Below are 14,487 nucleotides of genomic sequence, written 5' to 3' on the forward strand. Positions count from 1 at the left end.
CGCTATCGGGCGGCGTCGGCAAGCCCGCGCAGATAGGCGGCTGTTTCGTCGTCGGCAGGGAAGTACGCTTCGACCGCGACCTCGTCGAGCGTAATGTCGAAAGCCGCGCCGAAGGTGGTGATCGTGCTGAAGAACGAGAGTTCGGCGTCGCGGTGGCGCAGCCGGATCGGCAACATGATGTCCGCGGGGTCGCTGTCGGCACTCCCCGGGGCGCCGCAGCCCCACAGTTCCTCCTGCAGAGCCGCGAGTTCGGCATCTCCGGTCGCCGTGACCTGGCGCGCCAGGCGGGGCAGCAGGAAGGCCCGGACCTGTTCGAGATTGCGCAGCCGGGAGGCGAATCCCCGTGGGTGCAGACCGAGCCGCATCATGTTGACCGGAGGTTCGAGCAGATCCGGATCGACGTCGTCGAAGAAGACACCGACGCAGTCGTTGGCCTGTACGAGATTCCAGCGCTGGTCCACGGCCAGCGCTGGAAAGGGTTTGTGCAGATGCAGGACTCGCTGTACGGCGGAACGGGCGCGCCGTAGCGCGGGATCGGTCCAATCGCGGCGCTGGAACTCGGGAGCGTGTCCGGCGGCGAGCAGCACTCGGTTGCGTTCGCGCAGCGGGATGTCGAGCTGTTCGGCCAGGTGCAGCACCATGGATCGGCTGGGAATCGTGCGGCCGGTCTCGACGAAACTGACGTGCCGGGCGGACACGTCCGCCTGAATGGCCAGATCGAGCTGACTCAACTTCCGCCGGTGCCGCCACTCGCGCAGCAGCTCGCCTACCGGTCGGTCACCGTTCATCGGCCCAGTATCGCGACGGCGGGGTCGTACCGCCATTACATGGCAGGTAATCGACACTTCTGTCGGCCCGCTGCCAGTCTCGGCGGCATGACGAACGACAACAACGTGGCACCACGCAACAAGGAACTGGTCCTGCGATGCTTCAGGGAATTCGCGGCGGGCAACATCGACGTGCTGCGAACGCTGCTGCACGAAGACTTCCTCGAGCACAGCCCCGGAAACCCCTCCGGGAAGGACGCCTTCATCGAGTTCATCGCGCAGGCGCCCGTGGCCGCGTCCCGGCTCGAGCTGGCGCGGGTGATCGCCGACGACGAGTACGTGGTCACGCACTACCGCATGATCCCGCCGGATGAGCCCGCCGAAGCGGTCGTCGACATCTGGCGGTTCGTCGACGGGAAGATCGTGGAGCATTGGGATGTCGTCCAACCGGTGCCCGAACCCGATCGAATACCGCACGGCATGTTCTGAGGCGGAAATTCGTGTGCTCGATGGATCCGGGCGAGGCTATGGTCGAGCGCGTGAGGTGGATCGCGCCCGACATCGAACGCACCGAAGCGCCACTGGTCGCCGACGAGCGCACCATGCTGCGGGCATGGCTCGACCGGCACCGCGACACACTGCTGTGGAAGTGCGCCGGGCTCGACGGCGACCAGCTTCGCGCGCGCTCCGTCGAGCCGTCGACCATGTCGCTGCTCGGCCTCGTCCGGCACCTGACCGAGGTCGAGCGCGGCTGGTTCCGGCGTGCCGCGGCGGGCCGGGAACTCGGATACGTATATTGCTCCGAGGACAATCCGGACGGCGACTTCGTCGACATCGCCGACGCCGACCCGGAGGCGGCCTTCGCTGCCTTCCGGGCCGAGATCGCTGAAGCGGACGCGGCCGTCGCGGCCTTGCCGCTGGACCACACCTTCCGCCATCGCTGGAGCGACGACGTCTACACCTTGCGCTGGGTATACCTGCACATGATCGAGGAATACGCCCGGCACAACGGTCACGCGGACCTGTTGCGGCAGCGGATCGACGGTCTCACCGGCGACTGACGGGCCACCGGCCGCTTCCACCCGTATTCATCGGATCCGGTTTCGATCGCGAACCGGACCCGGCCCGATCGAGGTGCCGGCCCGCCCGAGCACCCCGATCGGGTCCACCGGCCGCTGAACGCCGCTGGACCGGTCGCGTCAGACGATCATCGTCGCGCCGAGCGCCCAGCGGCACGCACCACGGCGGCCAATGATGCCGCCAGTACGGAATCGCTCCGGCCGCAGGACCATCCGGTGTGTTCGCCGCTGCGATATTCCAGATAGGTGATCGCGGCGCTGTCGTTGCCTCGCTCGATCGACTGCTGGGTCAGGCCGAGCACTTCGATGGGGTATCCGGCTGCGGCCAGCGCTTCGGTCAGCACCGCGACAGGACCGCCGCCGCGGCGGCGTATATGGTGGGCGACCCCGTCGACGGTCAGCGTCATCTCGGTGAGCGCCGCCGCACCATCGCCGCTGGTGCGCCACTCCTTCAAGTCCAGCCACGACTGGTCCTCGCAGTAGATCGCCTCGAACAGCTCGAGCAGTTCGGCGGCGGTGATCTCGACCCCCGTGTCGTCGGCGAGCCCCTGGACGTGTCCGGCGAAATCGATCTGCAAGCGCCGCGGCAGGTCCATGCCGTACTCGGTGTGCAGCAGATAGGCGATGCCGCCCTTGCCGGATTGGGAGTTGACCCGGATCACCCCGTCGTAGCCGCGGCCGAGGTCGGTGGGGTCGATCGGCAGATACGGCACGTGCCAGTCGAGTTCCCGCTCCTCGATGCCCGTCGCGGCGGCGCGGGCGCGATGCTCTGCCATTCCCTTCTTGATGGCGTCTTGATGCGTGCCGGAGAACGCGGTGTGCACCAGGTCGCCGACGTACGGGTGACGTTCGTGAATCGGCATGCGCGTGCAGTATTCGACGGTGCGGCGGATCTCGTCGATGTCGGAGAAGTCGATCATCGGGTCCACACCTTGGGCATGCAGGTTCAGCGCCAGCGTGGCGATGTCGACGTTGCCGGTGCGTTCACCGTTGCCGAAGACGCAGCCCTCGACGCGTTGCGCGCCCGCGAGCACCGCCAGCTCGGCGCACGCGATGCCGGTGCCGCGATCGTTGTGCGGGTGCACCGACAGGATCACGCTGTCGCGGCGGGCCAGATTGCGGTGCATGTATTCGATCTGATCGGCATAGACGTTCGGGGTGGCGACCTCGACGGTGGCGGGCAGGTTCAAGATGACCGGCCGCCGCACGGTGGCGTCCCACAACGTGGTCATCCGGTCGCAGATGTCGAGCACGTAATCGGGCTCGGTCAGATTGAACACCTCGGGTGAGAACTCGAATCGCACGTTCGGCAGGTCCCCGGCGCCGGCCAGCACGGCACGGCCGCCGTCGAGGATCAGCTCGCGCAGCGCCGCGCGGTCCTTGCCGAGCACGATGTCGCGCCAAGCGGGAGCCGTGGCGGTGTACATGTGGATCACGACGTGGTTGGGTATGCCCCGGATGGAGGCCACGGTGCGCGCGATGAGATCGCGACGCGCCGGGGTGAAGACGACGATCGTCACGTCCTCGGGTGCGAGATCGTCCTCGGCGATGAGCCGGACGAAGTCGAAGTCGGTTTGGGAGGCCGAGGGATAGCCCACCTCGATCTCCTTGTAACCCATGGCGATCATGAGTTCGAAGAAGCGCCGCTTGCGCGCCGGGTCCATCGGCTCGGCGAGGGCTTGGTTGCCGTCGCGCAAGTCGACCGGCACCCACAGGGGCGCCCGGGTGATCCTGGCGTCGGGCCAATGCCTCTGCGTGAGCGGCACTTCCACGCGCTGGTAGATGTCACGGTAGCGATGCGAGGGCATGTGGGAATGCCGCTGACGATTCCACGCCGGAGCCTGATCCGGTACGTCGCCCACGGGTGTGTCGATGCTGGGGAATGCGGTGGTCATGGGTCTGCTTCCTGGCCGTTGCGGCCGTCACGACGAAGTGACCGGCCACGACGAAGCCCCACGGCGGGGGGCCGGTCGTTCAGGCCCCGCCGTGGCGGCTAAGCAGGAGCATGGTGCGCATGATGGCAGACTGTAACACGACTCCTCAGACAAGTAGAGAGGTACTGGTTCTGATGATCTCGCAGGTACGGCGCCATCCCCTGGCCGCCCAGGCGGCCGAGTTGCTGCTCACCCGGATCCGGGCGGGCGAATGGCCGCTTGGTCACCGCCTGCCGGGCGAGACGACACTGGCCGCGCAGCTGGGGGTCGGACGCTCGACGCTGCGCGAGGCGATCCGCGAGCTGGCGGGCAAGGGCGTGCTGGACAGCCGCCAAGGCGCGGGCGTCTTCGTGACCGCACTGGACGTGCCCGAGGAGTGGGACGCCGTGCTGCGCCGCGCCACCATCGCCTCGGTGATCGAGGCGCGCATCGCCATCGAGGCCGAGGCCGCCGCACTGGCCGCGCGGCGGCGGACTCCCGCCGACCTACGGGCGATCCGCCGGGCACTGGCCGCGCGTGCGGCGCACGGGGAGTCGGCGCCCGAGCACGTCGACGCCGATATGGCATTTCACCGGGCCGTCATCGTCGCCGCTCACAACGACGTGCTCACCCAGCTGTTCGACAGCTTTCTGCCCCGGCTGCGGCTGGCGATGATCGACATGCTGAAGATCCGCCCGGTGCCGTCGGAGTCCGCGGACCACGCCGCGCACGAGCGGCTGGCCGACGCGATCGCCGCCCGCGACCCCGCCGCCGCGGCCGAGCACAGCCGCGCGCACCTGATCACCCTGAGAGAGGCTTTCGTGTGACCACTCCGGTGCTCGAACTGTCCGACGTGACCTTCCGCCGCGACGGCAAGAAGATCATCAACGGGATCTCGCTGACAGTGCGCGCCGACGAACGCTGGGCGCTGCTGGGTCCCAACGGCGCGGGAAAGAGCACGTTGCTCGGCTTCTGCGGTGCGGTGACCTTCCCGACCTCGGGGTCGGTCCGCGTGCTCGGGGCGGAACTCGGCCGCGTCGAATTGCAGCGGCTGCGCCGCGACATCGGCCAGGTCGACCCCCGCCATCCGCTGCGCTCTCCGCTGACCATTCGCGAGGTGGTGCTGACCGGCCTGACCGCGACGATCGACACCCCGATGCGCTGGGCGCCGACGGCCGGCCAGCTCGACCGAGCCGACGCGATCATCGACACCGTCGGTTTGACGGGAAAGGCGGACGAAATCTGGCCCACGCTGAGCCAAGGTGAACGCGGCCGCACGCTCATCGCTCGCGCGCTGATCGCGCGACCCCGGCTGCTGCTGTTCGACGAGCCGTCCACCGGTTTGGACGTGGCCGCGCGCGAGCAACTGCTGGACACCCTCGACACACTGGACCGCACCCATCCCGACGTCGCCTCCATCCTGGTCACCCACCATTTGGAGGAACTTCCCAGCACGACTACCCACGCGCTGCTCATCGCCGACGGCCACACCGTCGCGGCAGGCCCGGCGCCGGAGACGATCACCACCGAGAACGTCAGCGCCGCGTTCGCGCACCCGGTCGAGGTCCGCTACGACGAGGGCCGCTGGACCGCACGCGCGGCGCGCAGAACCACCGCGTGGCCCTCGCATGTCGATTCGGACGGTGCTCGTTCGATGCAGTGATGTGAGGATCGACCGATCCTGACGACACATCGACCGAGGATGCCCAGATGCGATACATGATGCTCATCCACGTGGACCCCGCCACCGCGCCGCAGCCGGACGAGGCGCTGTTCGAGCAGGTTGGAAAGGTGATCGAGGAGATGACCAAGGCGGGCGTGCTGCTGGACACCAACGGCCTGCGCCCGATCACCGAGGCCACCAAGGTCAGGCAGTCCGGTGGCAGGCAGACCGTGCTGGACGGCCCCTTCACCGAATCCAAGGAGGTAGTCGGCGGATACTCCCTTCTGCAGGTCAAGTCGAAGGAGGAGGCGGTGGAATGGACCTCGCGTTTCCTCGGTGCGCACGGCCCGCAATGGGACATCGAGGTCGAGTTGCGGCGCATCGACGAGCCCGCCTGATCGAGTCCGGCGGATGAGCGGGCAGCGGTCAGCGGAGTCGGCGCGACGCGCCGTCGAGGCGGTGACCCGGATGGAGTGGCCCCGGTTGGTCGCCGGGCTCACTCGAATGGTCGGCGACCTGGGCGCTGCCGAAGAGCTGGCACAGGATGCCTTGGTCGCGGCACTGGAGCAGTGGCCGAGCGCGGGCGTGCCGCCGAATCCGGGCGGCTGGCTCATGCTCACCGCCAAGCACCGGGCGATCGATCTGGTGCGCCGCAACCGGACCCTCGCCCGCAAGCTGGAGCTGCTCGGTCGCGATATCGTGACCGAGCAGCCGCCGCCATCCGGCGCGGACCATCACCCGGTGGAGGACGACCTGCTGCGGATGATGTTCACCGCCTGCCATCCGGCGCTACCCGAGCCGGCCCGGGTGGCGCTGACGCTGCGGCTGCTCGGTGGGCTGACCACCGGAGAGATCGCCAGGGCGTTCCTCGTGCCGGAATCGACGGTGGCGCAACGAATCGTGCGCGCGAAACGCACCATCGCCGACAAGCGGATTCCCTACGAGGTCCCGGGCGAGCCGGAGCTGGGTGAACGGTTGGCCTCGGTGCTGGCGGTGGTCTATCTCGTCTTCAACGAGGGGTATGCCGCGACGGCGGGCGAGGACTGGATGCGGGTGGAGCTGTGCCAGGACGCGTTGCGTCTGGCCCGCATGCTCGCCGAGTTGTTGCCCGCCGAGCCGGAAACGCACGGTCTGGCAGCGCTATTGGAGCTGCAGGCTTCCCGCCTGCCCGCGCGCACCGGCCCCACCGAGGTCATCGTCCTGCTCGACGAGCAGGACCGCTCCCGCTGGGATCGTCTGCTGATCCGGCGCGGACTGGCCGCCCTCGGACGGGCGAACAGTTCGGCGCGCGAGCGCAGGCGGCCGCCGGGCCGGTACGCTCTGCAAGCCGCGATCGCCGCGGTGCATGCGATGGCCGCGACGCCGGAAGAGACCGATTGGCGGCGCATCGCTGGATTGTATGCCGTTCTCGCGCAACGCTTTCCCTCTCCTGTCATCGAGCTCAACCGCGCCGTGGCGGTGAGCCGGATACACGGCCCCGCAGCGGGGTTGGAGCTGGTGGACGCACTCACCGCTACGGGCGCCCTGGACAACTATCACCTTCGCTACGCCGTGCGCGGTGATCTGCTCGCCCGGCTGGGCCGGTACGCCCAGGCACGCACCGAATTCGCTCGCGCGGCCGAACTCACCGGCAACGCTTCGGAGCGAGCCCTTCTGCTCCACCGTGCTTCGGCGTGCGCGGAGGCCGACTAGCCGCACCACGGTGGTAACGCCGTTGTAATCGCCACACCGCAAACGCGTGTGAGCATGCAACGAAATCGACTACCACCGAAGGGAATACGGTTACGTGTGGCAGCTGTATCGAGCAGTGCTCCGCACCGGCGACCACCGCCTGCTCGGCTATGTGGACGTCGGCGCCAGGCTGATGGAACACGCCAGGATCGGCAACCACCTCGTTCAAGGAATCGAACGACTGCTCTGGCAGCCCACCAGGGTCGTTTGGGCGGGACGGGACGCGCCACGGCGCGGGCAGGACAACGAAAACACTTACCGGACAGCAAGTTCCGTTGCGGCGCTGGTGCCCCCGGAACACGGCGCGGTCGGCCGCTACCTGCTCAATCACGACCTTCGGATCTTCATGGACAAAGCCACGGTGCTGGAGAACCAGGCCCGCCACCGCATCCACCCGCTTCCCTTGCTCACCGCCGAACCCGCGCCGGAGCAATGCCACACCTCCGGCGACCACACCCTCCTCGGCGCTTGGGCGGACGCTCTGATCTCGGTGCGCGACACCGTGCCGGAAGGTTTCGAGCAGCGGAAGTTCGACCTGGTGGAACGTCGCCGCTGAGCGCGAGGTTCTGTCCTCGGATCATCCCTCGCGCTCGAATCGACATCGGCGCGGCTGCGCACCGAGTCACAGCCGGACGCGGGCGCCGGCTGCCAGTGTGTCGCCGGGCATCGCGATGACTCGATGCCGACGTGGCGCGTCAACGTTGCGGTGGCTCCGGGGAGGCCGCCGAACCGGTGCGGTGTTCGGCTTCGGCGAGTTCCTTCAGCGTCAGCAGTTGCTTGCGCATCATGAGCACGTCACCGAGGGCCAGCGCCGCCGCGAGCAGTTTCGGCCCGCCGAAGCGTATCCGCACCACGAGCCGGGTTCCCCCACCTTCGGGACGCACCGCGTAGGTGACGCATATCTTGTCCGCGACCAGGGTGATGTGTCTGCCCAGGACGAAGGAGACCAGCTCGAACTGGGACATGAACCGTTGGCCCACTTCCAGTTCGGTGAGCATCGGGTCGCGCAGGCGCGGACTGCGTCTGCCGAAGTTGTCCAGCAGGTCGTAGCTGTACGGACCGACGCGCAACTGGCACAGCCAGGCGTAGACGAGGGTGGGCGGCGCGTCGATGCTGATCGCCCGGTCGGCCTGAACCCCGCCGGGCTGCCGGTCGTCGCACGGCAGGGGTGCTTCGCGCTCGGCCTCGGTGGCGCCCCACACCGTTCCCGGGATCATGCCGCCGCCGCGATTCGGCGCAGCATCTGCCGCACCACCACCCGGTGGCATCCGGTCCCGATGACCAGCGCGCGGTAGATCCGGCCGTGCAGGCCGGGGAAGTCCCCGTAGCTGCGGGCGCGAACGCGGGTGCGGCTGGGTCCTTCCTCGTCCAGTTCGAAGATCAGCGCGTATTTCGAGAACCAGTGTTGCCCGCGCAGCGCCAACCGGCGCGGTTCCTCGGCGGAATCCAGCACGAAGCCGGTCGGCGCCGCGGCGGGATCGTGCGGGTCTTTACACACCACTTTCACCACCGCCTTCCACGCCCGATCACGATTCGCCTCGACCGATCTGGCATGCTCATCTATATAGGACAAACGCTCCATATAGAAGGAACGTACTAGTACATGGCCCCACCCCGCAAGCACGACACCGACGTGATCCTCGACGCAGCGCGCACCCTGGCGCTGGCCGAGGGACCGCGCGCGACCAGCGTGTCGGCCATCGCCGAGGCCAGCGGCGCGCCGGTCGGCACCCTGTATCACCGGTTCGGCAACCGCAACGGCGTGCTCACCGCGGCGTGGTTGCGCGCGCTGCGCCGCTTTCAGGACGGCACCCTCGCCGTGGCGGACGAACCGGACCCGGTCGAGGCCGGTGTCGCGATGGCGCGGGCGGCCCTGCGGTTCGGGCGCGAACTACCCGAGGACGCCAAGCTCCTGCTCGAGCTGCGTCCCAGCGATCTCCTCGACGGCGGACCGGACGCCGAGTTCCGCGCCACCCTGGCCACGATGAACGCCCCGTTGATCGAGCATCTGCGCCGCATCGCCGCCGCGCTGTTCGGCCGCGACGGTGACCGCGAGCTCGACGCGATCTCCCGGGCGGTCGTCGATCTCCCCTACGCGGCGCTGCGCCGCCACGCCCACACTCCGTCACTGCCCGGCTGGCTGGAGGACGACCTGACCGCCGCCGTCCGGACCCTGCTGATCTCCTACCGTCCTTGACCTGCGCGGGTGCCCGGTCCGCGGATCAGCCGGTGATCAGCGCGGGGGTGAGTTCGTCGAGCGAGGAGATGACTCGGGAGGCCAGTCCCAGCGCGTCGGAAGCAGGCGGATACTCCGGGCGCGGCGCGGCGATGACTCGCATGCCCGCCGCATGGGCCGAGCGCAGGCCGTTGCTGGAATCCTCCACTGCCACACAGTCGGTCGGCCGTTGACGCAGGAACGTCGCGACCGTCGAATAGACGTCCGGAGCGGGCTTGCCGCGGTCGACCTCCTCGGTGGAGAAGGTGACGGTGAAATACTCGATCAGGCCGGTCCGGCCGAGCACGGTGTCGATCAGGGCGCGCGGCGACGAACTGGCCAGCCCGAGCGGCCAGTGCTCGCTGATCCGCTGTACGGCCTCGACGGCCCCGGCCAGCAACGGCACGCCGTCGTCATAGCGCTCGGCCATCCGCTCGATCACTTCCCGCGCCACGATCTCCGGCGGCTCGCCGACGCCGAGGTCGCCGCTCAGATAGGCCGACCACTCACCGGTGCTCATCCCCATCAGCCGCTGCTGGGTGTCGGGCAGCCACCGGCCGCCCTTCTCCGCGACATAGCCGCGCCGCACCAGTTCCCAGACCGGCTCGGAGTCGATCAGTACGCCGTCCATGTCGAAGACGACCGCGGTGATACCCATGCACACAGAGCCTTTCGCCAGCCGGAGCGGTCAGAGGTCGATCGCGGCCGAGTCGCACTGCCCACCCGCCCGAATCGTGCCGGTACCACCCGCGAAAACGCGATACCCGGCCGCGCATCAGCCTAGGCGGTGCGCGCGTGCGGCGACGCACGCGGCACCCGCCCGGCGAGCATTCCCCGGGCAACCGATAACTTGTTCTTATGAACGAACCGCAGGCCGGCGACTCGCTGCCGAGCAAGGAACACCACGAGGGCGGGTTCCGGCCGATGACCGAGCTGATCGCCGCGCACGAAGCCGCCAAGGACGACATCTCCCGCGGCGGGCCGCACTACGGACAGTTCATCGAGCAGGTGCGCGGCCTGATGGACCGGGTCCGGCTGACCTCCCCCTCCGACGAACTGGCGGTGGAGGCCATCGGCATCCTCAAAGAGCTCAACGACAAGCTCGACGCGGCCGTGGTGGACGAGTGGTCGACGCCCAACTGGACCCGCTTCGACCTGCCCGCCCGCGGCAACATCACGCTGCCGCCGTTCGTCATCGACCACGTCGACCGGCAGGGCGTCGACGCGCGCCTCACCTTCCGCACCTTCCACCTCGGCGGCAACAGCGCCGCCCACGGCGGCCAGATCGCCATCGCCTTCGACGACCTGCTCGGCATGGCGGCCGCGGTGCACTCCGGCTCGGTCACCAGAACCGCCTCGCTCACCGTCGACTACCGCTCGATCACCCCGTTGAACACCGAGCTGAAGGTGCGCGCGTGGGCCGAGCGGCAGGAGGGTCGCAAAGTCTACGTGCGGGCCACCCTGCACAACGGCGACCGGCTGTGCGCGGAGGCGAACGGCTTGTTCATCGTGCTCGAGCCCGGACAGCCCTGACGCGCCACGGCACGACGCGCGGTCGCGGACCGGGATCGTCGGCTTCCTGGCCGCCCATGTTCCGTCCGTGTCACTCACGCATGGTGAAGCGACCCGGTTACCGGTCGACACGCGCAGACCTACGCGCTGACGCGACTACCCGCCCGCAGCGGCCGGACCATCGCCGAGAGTAATTGCGGCCCAGGTCTTCCCCCGAGCGTTGGCGATGGACTCCCGCCCCACGAGTGCGGTCGCGAATGGCGCACCGTGCACCAATGCATGAATTGCCCTGTCCCAGCCGGAAATCCGGATCGATCGAAAGAGTGCAGGTAGAGGCAAGGCGCACGACCCCGGAGTCGCCGCGTGTGCATTCATTGCAAATACGCGTGAAATGCATGCGCCGCAAGCACGTTCAGCGCGCGCCGGTCGTGCCGGACGACCGGCGGGCGCCGAGTGATCACGGCCCGGGGAAATGCGCTTCCCGGTACGCGGCGAACCGCGCGTCCACCTGCTCGGCGGTCAGCCCGAAGTCGCCGAGGGTGTAGCGGTGCGCCGGACGCGCCGCGCCCGTGGTGCTCTGCGCGTGCAGCGCGGTCATCGCGGCGCTCGCCTCCTCGGTCAGCGGTAGCTCGAAGCGCCGGTAGATCGACTCGACGGTGCCGATCGGGTCGGCGACGAACTCGTCGTAGTCGACGTCGCAGAACTGCCCCGCGGCGAAGCGCTCGCGGTCGGCGAGGAATCGCTCCGCGCCCCGCGCCCACAGATCCAGTTGTGCCGTGCCCACCACCGGACCACGGAATTTCTCCGACCAGCCCGCCGACGCCTGCTCGTTCAAGCTGCACACCGACGCGATGATGGTGCGCGGATCGCGGTGCATCTGGATGACCAGCGCGTCCGGATAGACCTCGAAGATGGCGTCCAGCGCGAACAGGTGGCTCGGGTTCTTCAGCACCCACCGTTTGCCCGCGTCCGGCAAGCCGATCAGCTGGAGGTTGCGCCGGTGCCTGCGGTAGGCGGGCGTCCAATCCCGGTCGCGCAACCACTCGGAGTAGGTGGGCAGGTAGGCCAGGCACTCGTAGGACACCGACATGGCCGATTGCCGCAACAGCTGCCAGCACTCCTCGACCTGGTCGGCCGAAATGTGATGGACGCCCATGAATTCCGGGTGTTCGACGTGGTGCTTGTCGTAGGCGGCCGCCAGGCGCTGGTACACCGGGTTACTCGCCCACGTCTCCCGCGGCGGGCGCGGTTGCGGCATCTCGGTCAGCCACATCTCCAGCCCTTGGTGCGCGGGGTCGGCGTTGAGCAGACGGTGCACCGCCGTCGTGCCCGAGCGCGGCAGACCGGTCACGAAGATCGGCCGTTCGATCGCCACGTCGGCGTGCTGCGGGTGCTGCCGCCAGGCCGCCTCGCTGAGCAGGCGGGCGATCAGGGCGCCGCGCAGGAAGGCGCGGTTGACCTTGTTGCCGAACGGGGTGAGTGCGGCGTCCTTCGCATACGACTCGAGCAGCACCTCGAGCCCCTCGCGATAGTCATCGGTCCCGAAGTCGTCCAGCCCGACCACCTTGGTCGCGGAAGCATGCAGGTCATCGACGGTGCCGACATCGTCCCTACCGATCACGGTCATCTCCTAGTGGTGGTATTCGCCGGCGTTGACGTCCAGGCACGCGCCGGTGATCGCGCGGGCCATGTCGGACGCGAAGAACACGACAGCGTCGGCGATCTCGTCGGGTTCGGGGAGCTTGCGCAGGTCGGTGGTCTTCGCGGTCTCGTCGTAGACCTCCTCTGGGGTGATCCCCCGCTGCTGCGCCAGGTAGTTGAAGTACCACTTCAGGTTGTCGGCCCAGATATAGCCGGGCGCGACGGAATTCACCCGGATACCTTTCGGCCCGAGTTCGGTGGCCAGGCTCTGCGCCAGCGCGAGCAGGCTGGCCTTCGCCATCTTGTACGGCCCGAAGGTCCGCCGCGAGTGGCGCAGCACAGCCGAGTTGATCATCACGACCGAACCCTTGGTCTCGGTGAGGGCGGGCACGAACAGCCTGGTCAGGCGCAATGCGGCCAGCACGTTCGTCTCGAAGCCCGCCCGCACCTGGTCCAAGTCGACATCGGCGAGATCGACGATGGGCGGGATGGCGAACGCGTTGTTCACCAGCGTGTCCACCTTGCCGAACGCGCTGCGCGCGGTCTCCACCAGATCGGCCGCGGCGGCCTCGTCGTTGATGTCGGTGGGCGCGACCACCGCGCGCCTGCCCAGTGCGGTGATCTCCGCGGCCACCTCGGTCAGCCGCGACTCGGTCCGGGAGGCCAGCACCACGTCCGCGCCCGCTTTCGCGCTCTGCACGGCGATCGCGCGCCCCAATCCCGGCCCTACGCCGGAGACGACGACCACTTTGTCCCGCAACAGCATCAGCCGAGCATCCTTTCCGCGACGGCGACTTGCCGCGCCGCGATCCGCGTACGCCACTGCTCCGGCGTGACCCGGGCCTGCTCGTAGAAGGGCAGGCGATTCGGCAGATCGGCGACCGAGACCAGCTCCACGGTGGGCCCGTCGTCCGGTTTCATCTCCCTCGACAGCCGCTGCCAGCGGAATTGCAGATAACCCCTGGCGTGCCCGGTGCGCTCGATCCAGTTGGCCAGACCGGGATCGCGCTCGCTGACCACCAGCCGGATCATCCCGTCCGGGTCCACGTGCGCCTGGTCGGCGGTGAGGCTGGTCTGGTGGTTGATGTAGTCCAGCGACAGGTACCACATGCTGCCGAGCTGGAAGCCCTGGTAGGGCGCGTCGGACTTCGGCACCGTGATGATCATGGCCTGGTCGTCGTCCAGGTCGTAGTGACCCACCGAGGAGAACTGTGTGCTGAGCCCGCCCGGCGTCGGCCTCGGCTCGGTCAGCGTGTTCACCGGCAGGTTCAGGTAGAACCACTCCGGGAAGGCGAGGAAGGTCTTCAGCCGCGACACCAGCATCTTGCCCGCGACGCCGTACCGCTTGGTCAGCACGTCCTTGGTCAGCGGCGGCGGCGCGTCACCGATGCGGTCGACCCGCTGGATGCGGATCGTGCCCGCCTTCTCGGTGGCCCAATCGCTGTGGACCTCGCGCACCACCAGCATCGCCGCGTCGGCGCCGAGATGAACGTATCCCGGGCCCGCTTCGCCCGGTCCGAAGCGGAGCTCGTAGCTGCCGTCAGGGCGGATGTCGAGCTCGCGGTCGTCGAAGGCGGTGAGGCTGTCGGGCACGTCCACCGGCGAGTAGTTGCCATTGAGCACCTGGAAGCTCAGGTCGCGGGTGGTGCCGCGGGTTCCGGTCACCACGTATTCCGCGTCTGGCCGCAGATAGGCGTGGAAATAGAGGGTATCGGGGTTGTCCAATCCCATCTTGGTGTAGGGCCCGGTGGACATCACGAAGAACGGGAAGTCCAGCTCGTACGCCCAGGCCATCTGCAACGACGCGCGGATGCTGCCCGCCAGGTAGTCGTAGCCCTCGACGAGGTCCTGTTCGGTGCGGATGTGCGCGGCTCCGGTGATGATCTGCTCGGCGGCGGCGATGGCGTCCGCGAACGGCTGTGTCAGCAAGAGGCTCTCTCCGGTGTTCCATATATGTACCGCTCTG

17 protein-coding genes are annotated in these 14,487 nt (G+C 68.4%); 9 read left to right on the forward strand and 8 right to left on the reverse strand.

Annotated elements, in window-relative coordinates:
• Positions 1-2 precede the first annotated feature (2 nt).
• A complete protein-coding gene (locus K8O92_28705) occupies positions 3-788 on the reverse strand; it encodes a helix-turn-helix transcriptional regulator (GenBank protein UAK31691.1) in 786 nt (261 codons plus the stop codon).
• Between the two features lie 87 nt (positions 789-875).
• Between K8O92_28705 and K8O92_28710 the strand changes: the two genes are divergently transcribed.
• Together K8O92_28710 and K8O92_28715 are read left to right on the forward strand one after the other, a co-directional pair.
• Positions 876-1,256 carry a nuclear transport factor 2 family protein gene (locus K8O92_28710; protein ID UAK31692.1) on the forward strand — a complete coding sequence of 127 codons (381 nt, stop codon included), beginning with the start codon at positions 876-878 and terminating at the stop codon, positions 1,254-1,256.
• A gap of 50 nt (positions 1,257-1,306) precedes the next feature.
• Complete coding sequence (locus K8O92_28715) at positions 1,307-1,828, forward strand: DinB family protein (protein UAK31693.1); 522 nt, start codon at positions 1,307-1,309, stop codon at positions 1,826-1,828.
• A gap of 146 nt (positions 1,829-1,974) precedes the next feature.
• Here the strand turns inward: K8O92_28715 and K8O92_28720 are convergent, their stop codons facing one another.
• Positions 1,975-3,654 (reverse strand): 2-isopropylmalate synthase, encoded by a 1,680-nt coding sequence (locus tag K8O92_28720; GenBank protein ID UAK36000.1) that lies wholly within the window; start codon positions 3,652-3,654, stop codon positions 1,975-1,977.
• 260 nt (positions 3,655-3,914) lie between these two features.
• Here K8O92_28720 and K8O92_28725 point away from each other — a divergent pair, with 260 nt between their 5' ends.
• The 5 genes from K8O92_28725 to K8O92_28745 all read left to right on the forward strand — a co-directional run bounded on the left by K8O92_28725 (position 3,915) and on the right by K8O92_28745 (position 7,709).
• Positions 3,915-4,586, forward strand: a complete 672-nt coding sequence (locus K8O92_28725; protein ID UAK31694.1) for an FCD domain-containing protein — start codon at positions 3,915-3,917, stop codon at positions 4,584-4,586.
• A complete protein-coding gene (locus K8O92_28730) occupies positions 4,583-5,422 on the forward strand; it encodes an ATP-binding cassette domain-containing protein (GenBank protein UAK31695.1) in 840 nt (279 codons plus the stop codon). The genes K8O92_28725 and K8O92_28730 overlap by 4 nt, the downstream gene beginning before the upstream one ends.
• Positions 5,423-5,469: 47 nt before the next feature.
• Positions 5,470-5,820, forward strand: coding sequence for a YciI family protein (locus tag K8O92_28735; GenBank protein UAK31696.1), 351 nt, complete (start codon positions 5,470-5,472; stop codon positions 5,818-5,820).
• A gap of 13 nt (positions 5,821-5,833) precedes the next feature.
• Positions 5,834-7,114 carry an RNA polymerase sigma factor gene (locus K8O92_28740; GenBank protein UAK31697.1) on the forward strand — a complete coding sequence of 427 codons (1,281 nt, stop codon included), beginning with the start codon at positions 5,834-5,836 and terminating at the stop codon, positions 7,112-7,114.
• A 115-nt stretch (positions 7,115-7,229) separates the two neighbouring features.
• Entirely contained in the window at positions 7,230-7,709 is a 480-nt protein-coding gene (locus K8O92_28745; GenBank protein ID UAK31698.1) for a hypothetical protein, read from the forward strand.
• A 139-nt stretch (positions 7,710-7,848) separates the two neighbouring features.
• On the opposite strand, the gene K8O92_28750 is transcribed toward K8O92_28745, so the two are convergent.
• The gene (locus K8O92_28750; GenBank protein ID UAK31699.1) at positions 7,849-8,370 is read right to left on the reverse strand and encodes a hypothetical protein; all 522 of its coding nucleotides are present in this window, start codon (positions 8,368-8,370) and stop codon (positions 7,849-7,851) included.
• Positions 8,367-8,735, reverse strand: a complete 369-nt coding sequence (locus tag K8O92_28755) for a hypothetical protein (GenBank protein UAK31700.1) — start codon at positions 8,733-8,735, stop codon at positions 8,367-8,369. Before K8O92_28755 ends, K8O92_28750 begins: the two co-directional genes overlap by 4 nt.
• 21 nt (positions 8,736-8,756) lie before the next feature.
• On the opposite strand from K8O92_28755, the gene K8O92_28760 reads away from it, so the two are divergent.
• The gene (locus tag K8O92_28760; GenBank protein ID UAK31701.1) at positions 8,757-9,350 is read left to right on the forward strand and encodes a TetR/AcrR family transcriptional regulator; all 594 of its coding nucleotides are present in this window, start codon (positions 8,757-8,759) and stop codon (positions 9,348-9,350) included.
• A 25-nt stretch (positions 9,351-9,375) separates the two neighbouring features.
• On the opposite strand, the gene K8O92_28765 is transcribed toward K8O92_28760, so the two are convergent.
• Positions 9,376-10,026, reverse strand: coding sequence for an HAD family phosphatase (locus K8O92_28765; GenBank protein UAK31702.1), 651 nt, complete (start codon positions 10,024-10,026; stop codon positions 9,376-9,378).
• A gap of 200 nt (positions 10,027-10,226) precedes the next feature.
• Here K8O92_28765 and K8O92_28770 point away from each other — a divergent pair, with 200 nt between their 5' ends.
• On the forward strand, positions 10,227-10,901 hold the full coding sequence (locus tag K8O92_28770) for a PaaI family thioesterase (protein UAK31703.1): 675 nt from the start codon (positions 10,227-10,229) through the stop codon (positions 10,899-10,901).
• Between the two features lie 436 nt (positions 10,902-11,337).
• On the opposite strand, the gene K8O92_28775 is transcribed toward K8O92_28770, so the two are convergent.
• From K8O92_28775 to K8O92_28785, 3 genes are read right to left on the reverse strand one after another with little or no spacing between them, the layout of a single operon-like run.
• The gene (locus tag K8O92_28775; GenBank protein UAK31704.1) at positions 11,338-12,507 is read right to left on the reverse strand and encodes a sulfotransferase; all 1,170 of its coding nucleotides are present in this window, start codon (positions 12,505-12,507) and stop codon (positions 11,338-11,340) included.
• A gap of 3 nt (positions 12,508-12,510) precedes the next feature.
• On the reverse strand, positions 12,511-13,287 hold the full coding sequence (locus tag K8O92_28780; GenBank protein ID UAK31705.1) for an SDR family oxidoreductase: 777 nt from the start codon (positions 13,285-13,287) through the stop codon (positions 12,511-12,513).
• Entirely contained in the window at positions 13,287-14,450 is a 1,164-nt protein-coding gene (locus K8O92_28785; GenBank protein UAK31706.1) for a hypothetical protein, read from the reverse strand. Before K8O92_28785 ends, K8O92_28780 begins: the two co-directional genes overlap by 1 nt.
• Positions 14,451-14,487: the final 37 nt, after the last annotated feature.

Origin of the sequence: Nocardia asteroides, assembly GCA_019930625.1 — a bacterium.
Classification (GTDB): domain Bacteria; phylum Actinomycetota; class Actinomycetes; order Mycobacteriales; family Mycobacteriaceae; genus Nocardia; species Nocardia sputi.

Coding starts and splice junctions, on each gene's coding strand:
- K8O92_28705 (UAK31691.1), bottom strand. CDS start 788: ATGAACGGTGACCGACCGGTAGGCGAGCTGCTGCGCGAGTGGCGGCAC.
- K8O92_28710 (UAK31692.1), top strand. CDS start 876: ATGACGAACGACAACAACGTGGCACCACGCAACAAGGAACTGGTCCTG.
- K8O92_28720 (UAK36000.1), bottom strand. CDS start 3,654: ATGCCCTCGCATCGCTACCGTGACATCTACCAGCGCGTGGAAGTGCCG.
- K8O92_28725 (UAK31694.1), top strand. CDS start 3,915: ATGATCTCGCAGGTACGGCGCCATCCCCTGGCCGCCCAGGCGGCCGAG.
- K8O92_28735 (UAK31696.1), top strand. CDS start 5,470: ATGCGATACATGATGCTCATCCACGTGGACCCCGCCACCGCGCCGCAG.
- K8O92_28740 (UAK31697.1), top strand. CDS start 5,834: ATGAGCGGGCAGCGGTCAGCGGAGTCGGCGCGACGCGCCGTCGAGGCG.
- K8O92_28750 (UAK31699.1), bottom strand. CDS start 8,370: ATGATCCCGGGAACGGTGTGGGGCGCCACCGAGGCCGAGCGCGAAGCA.
- K8O92_28755 (UAK31700.1), bottom strand. CDS start 8,735: ATGGAGCGTTTGTCCTATATAGATGAGCATGCCAGATCGGTCGAGGCG.
- K8O92_28760 (UAK31701.1), top strand. CDS start 8,757: ATGGCCCCACCCCGCAAGCACGACACCGACGTGATCCTCGACGCAGCG.
- K8O92_28765 (UAK31702.1), bottom strand. CDS start 10,026: ATGGGTATCACCGCGGTCGTCTTCGACATGGACGGCGTACTGATCGAC.
- K8O92_28770 (UAK31703.1), top strand. CDS start 10,227: ATGAACGAACCGCAGGCCGGCGACTCGCTGCCGAGCAAGGAACACCAC.
- K8O92_28775 (UAK31704.1), bottom strand. CDS start 12,507: ATGACCGTGATCGGTAGGGACGATGTCGGCACCGTCGATGACCTGCAT.
- K8O92_28780 (UAK31705.1), bottom strand. CDS start 13,287: ATGCTGTTGCGGGACAAAGTGGTCGTCGTCTCCGGCGTAGGGCCGGGA.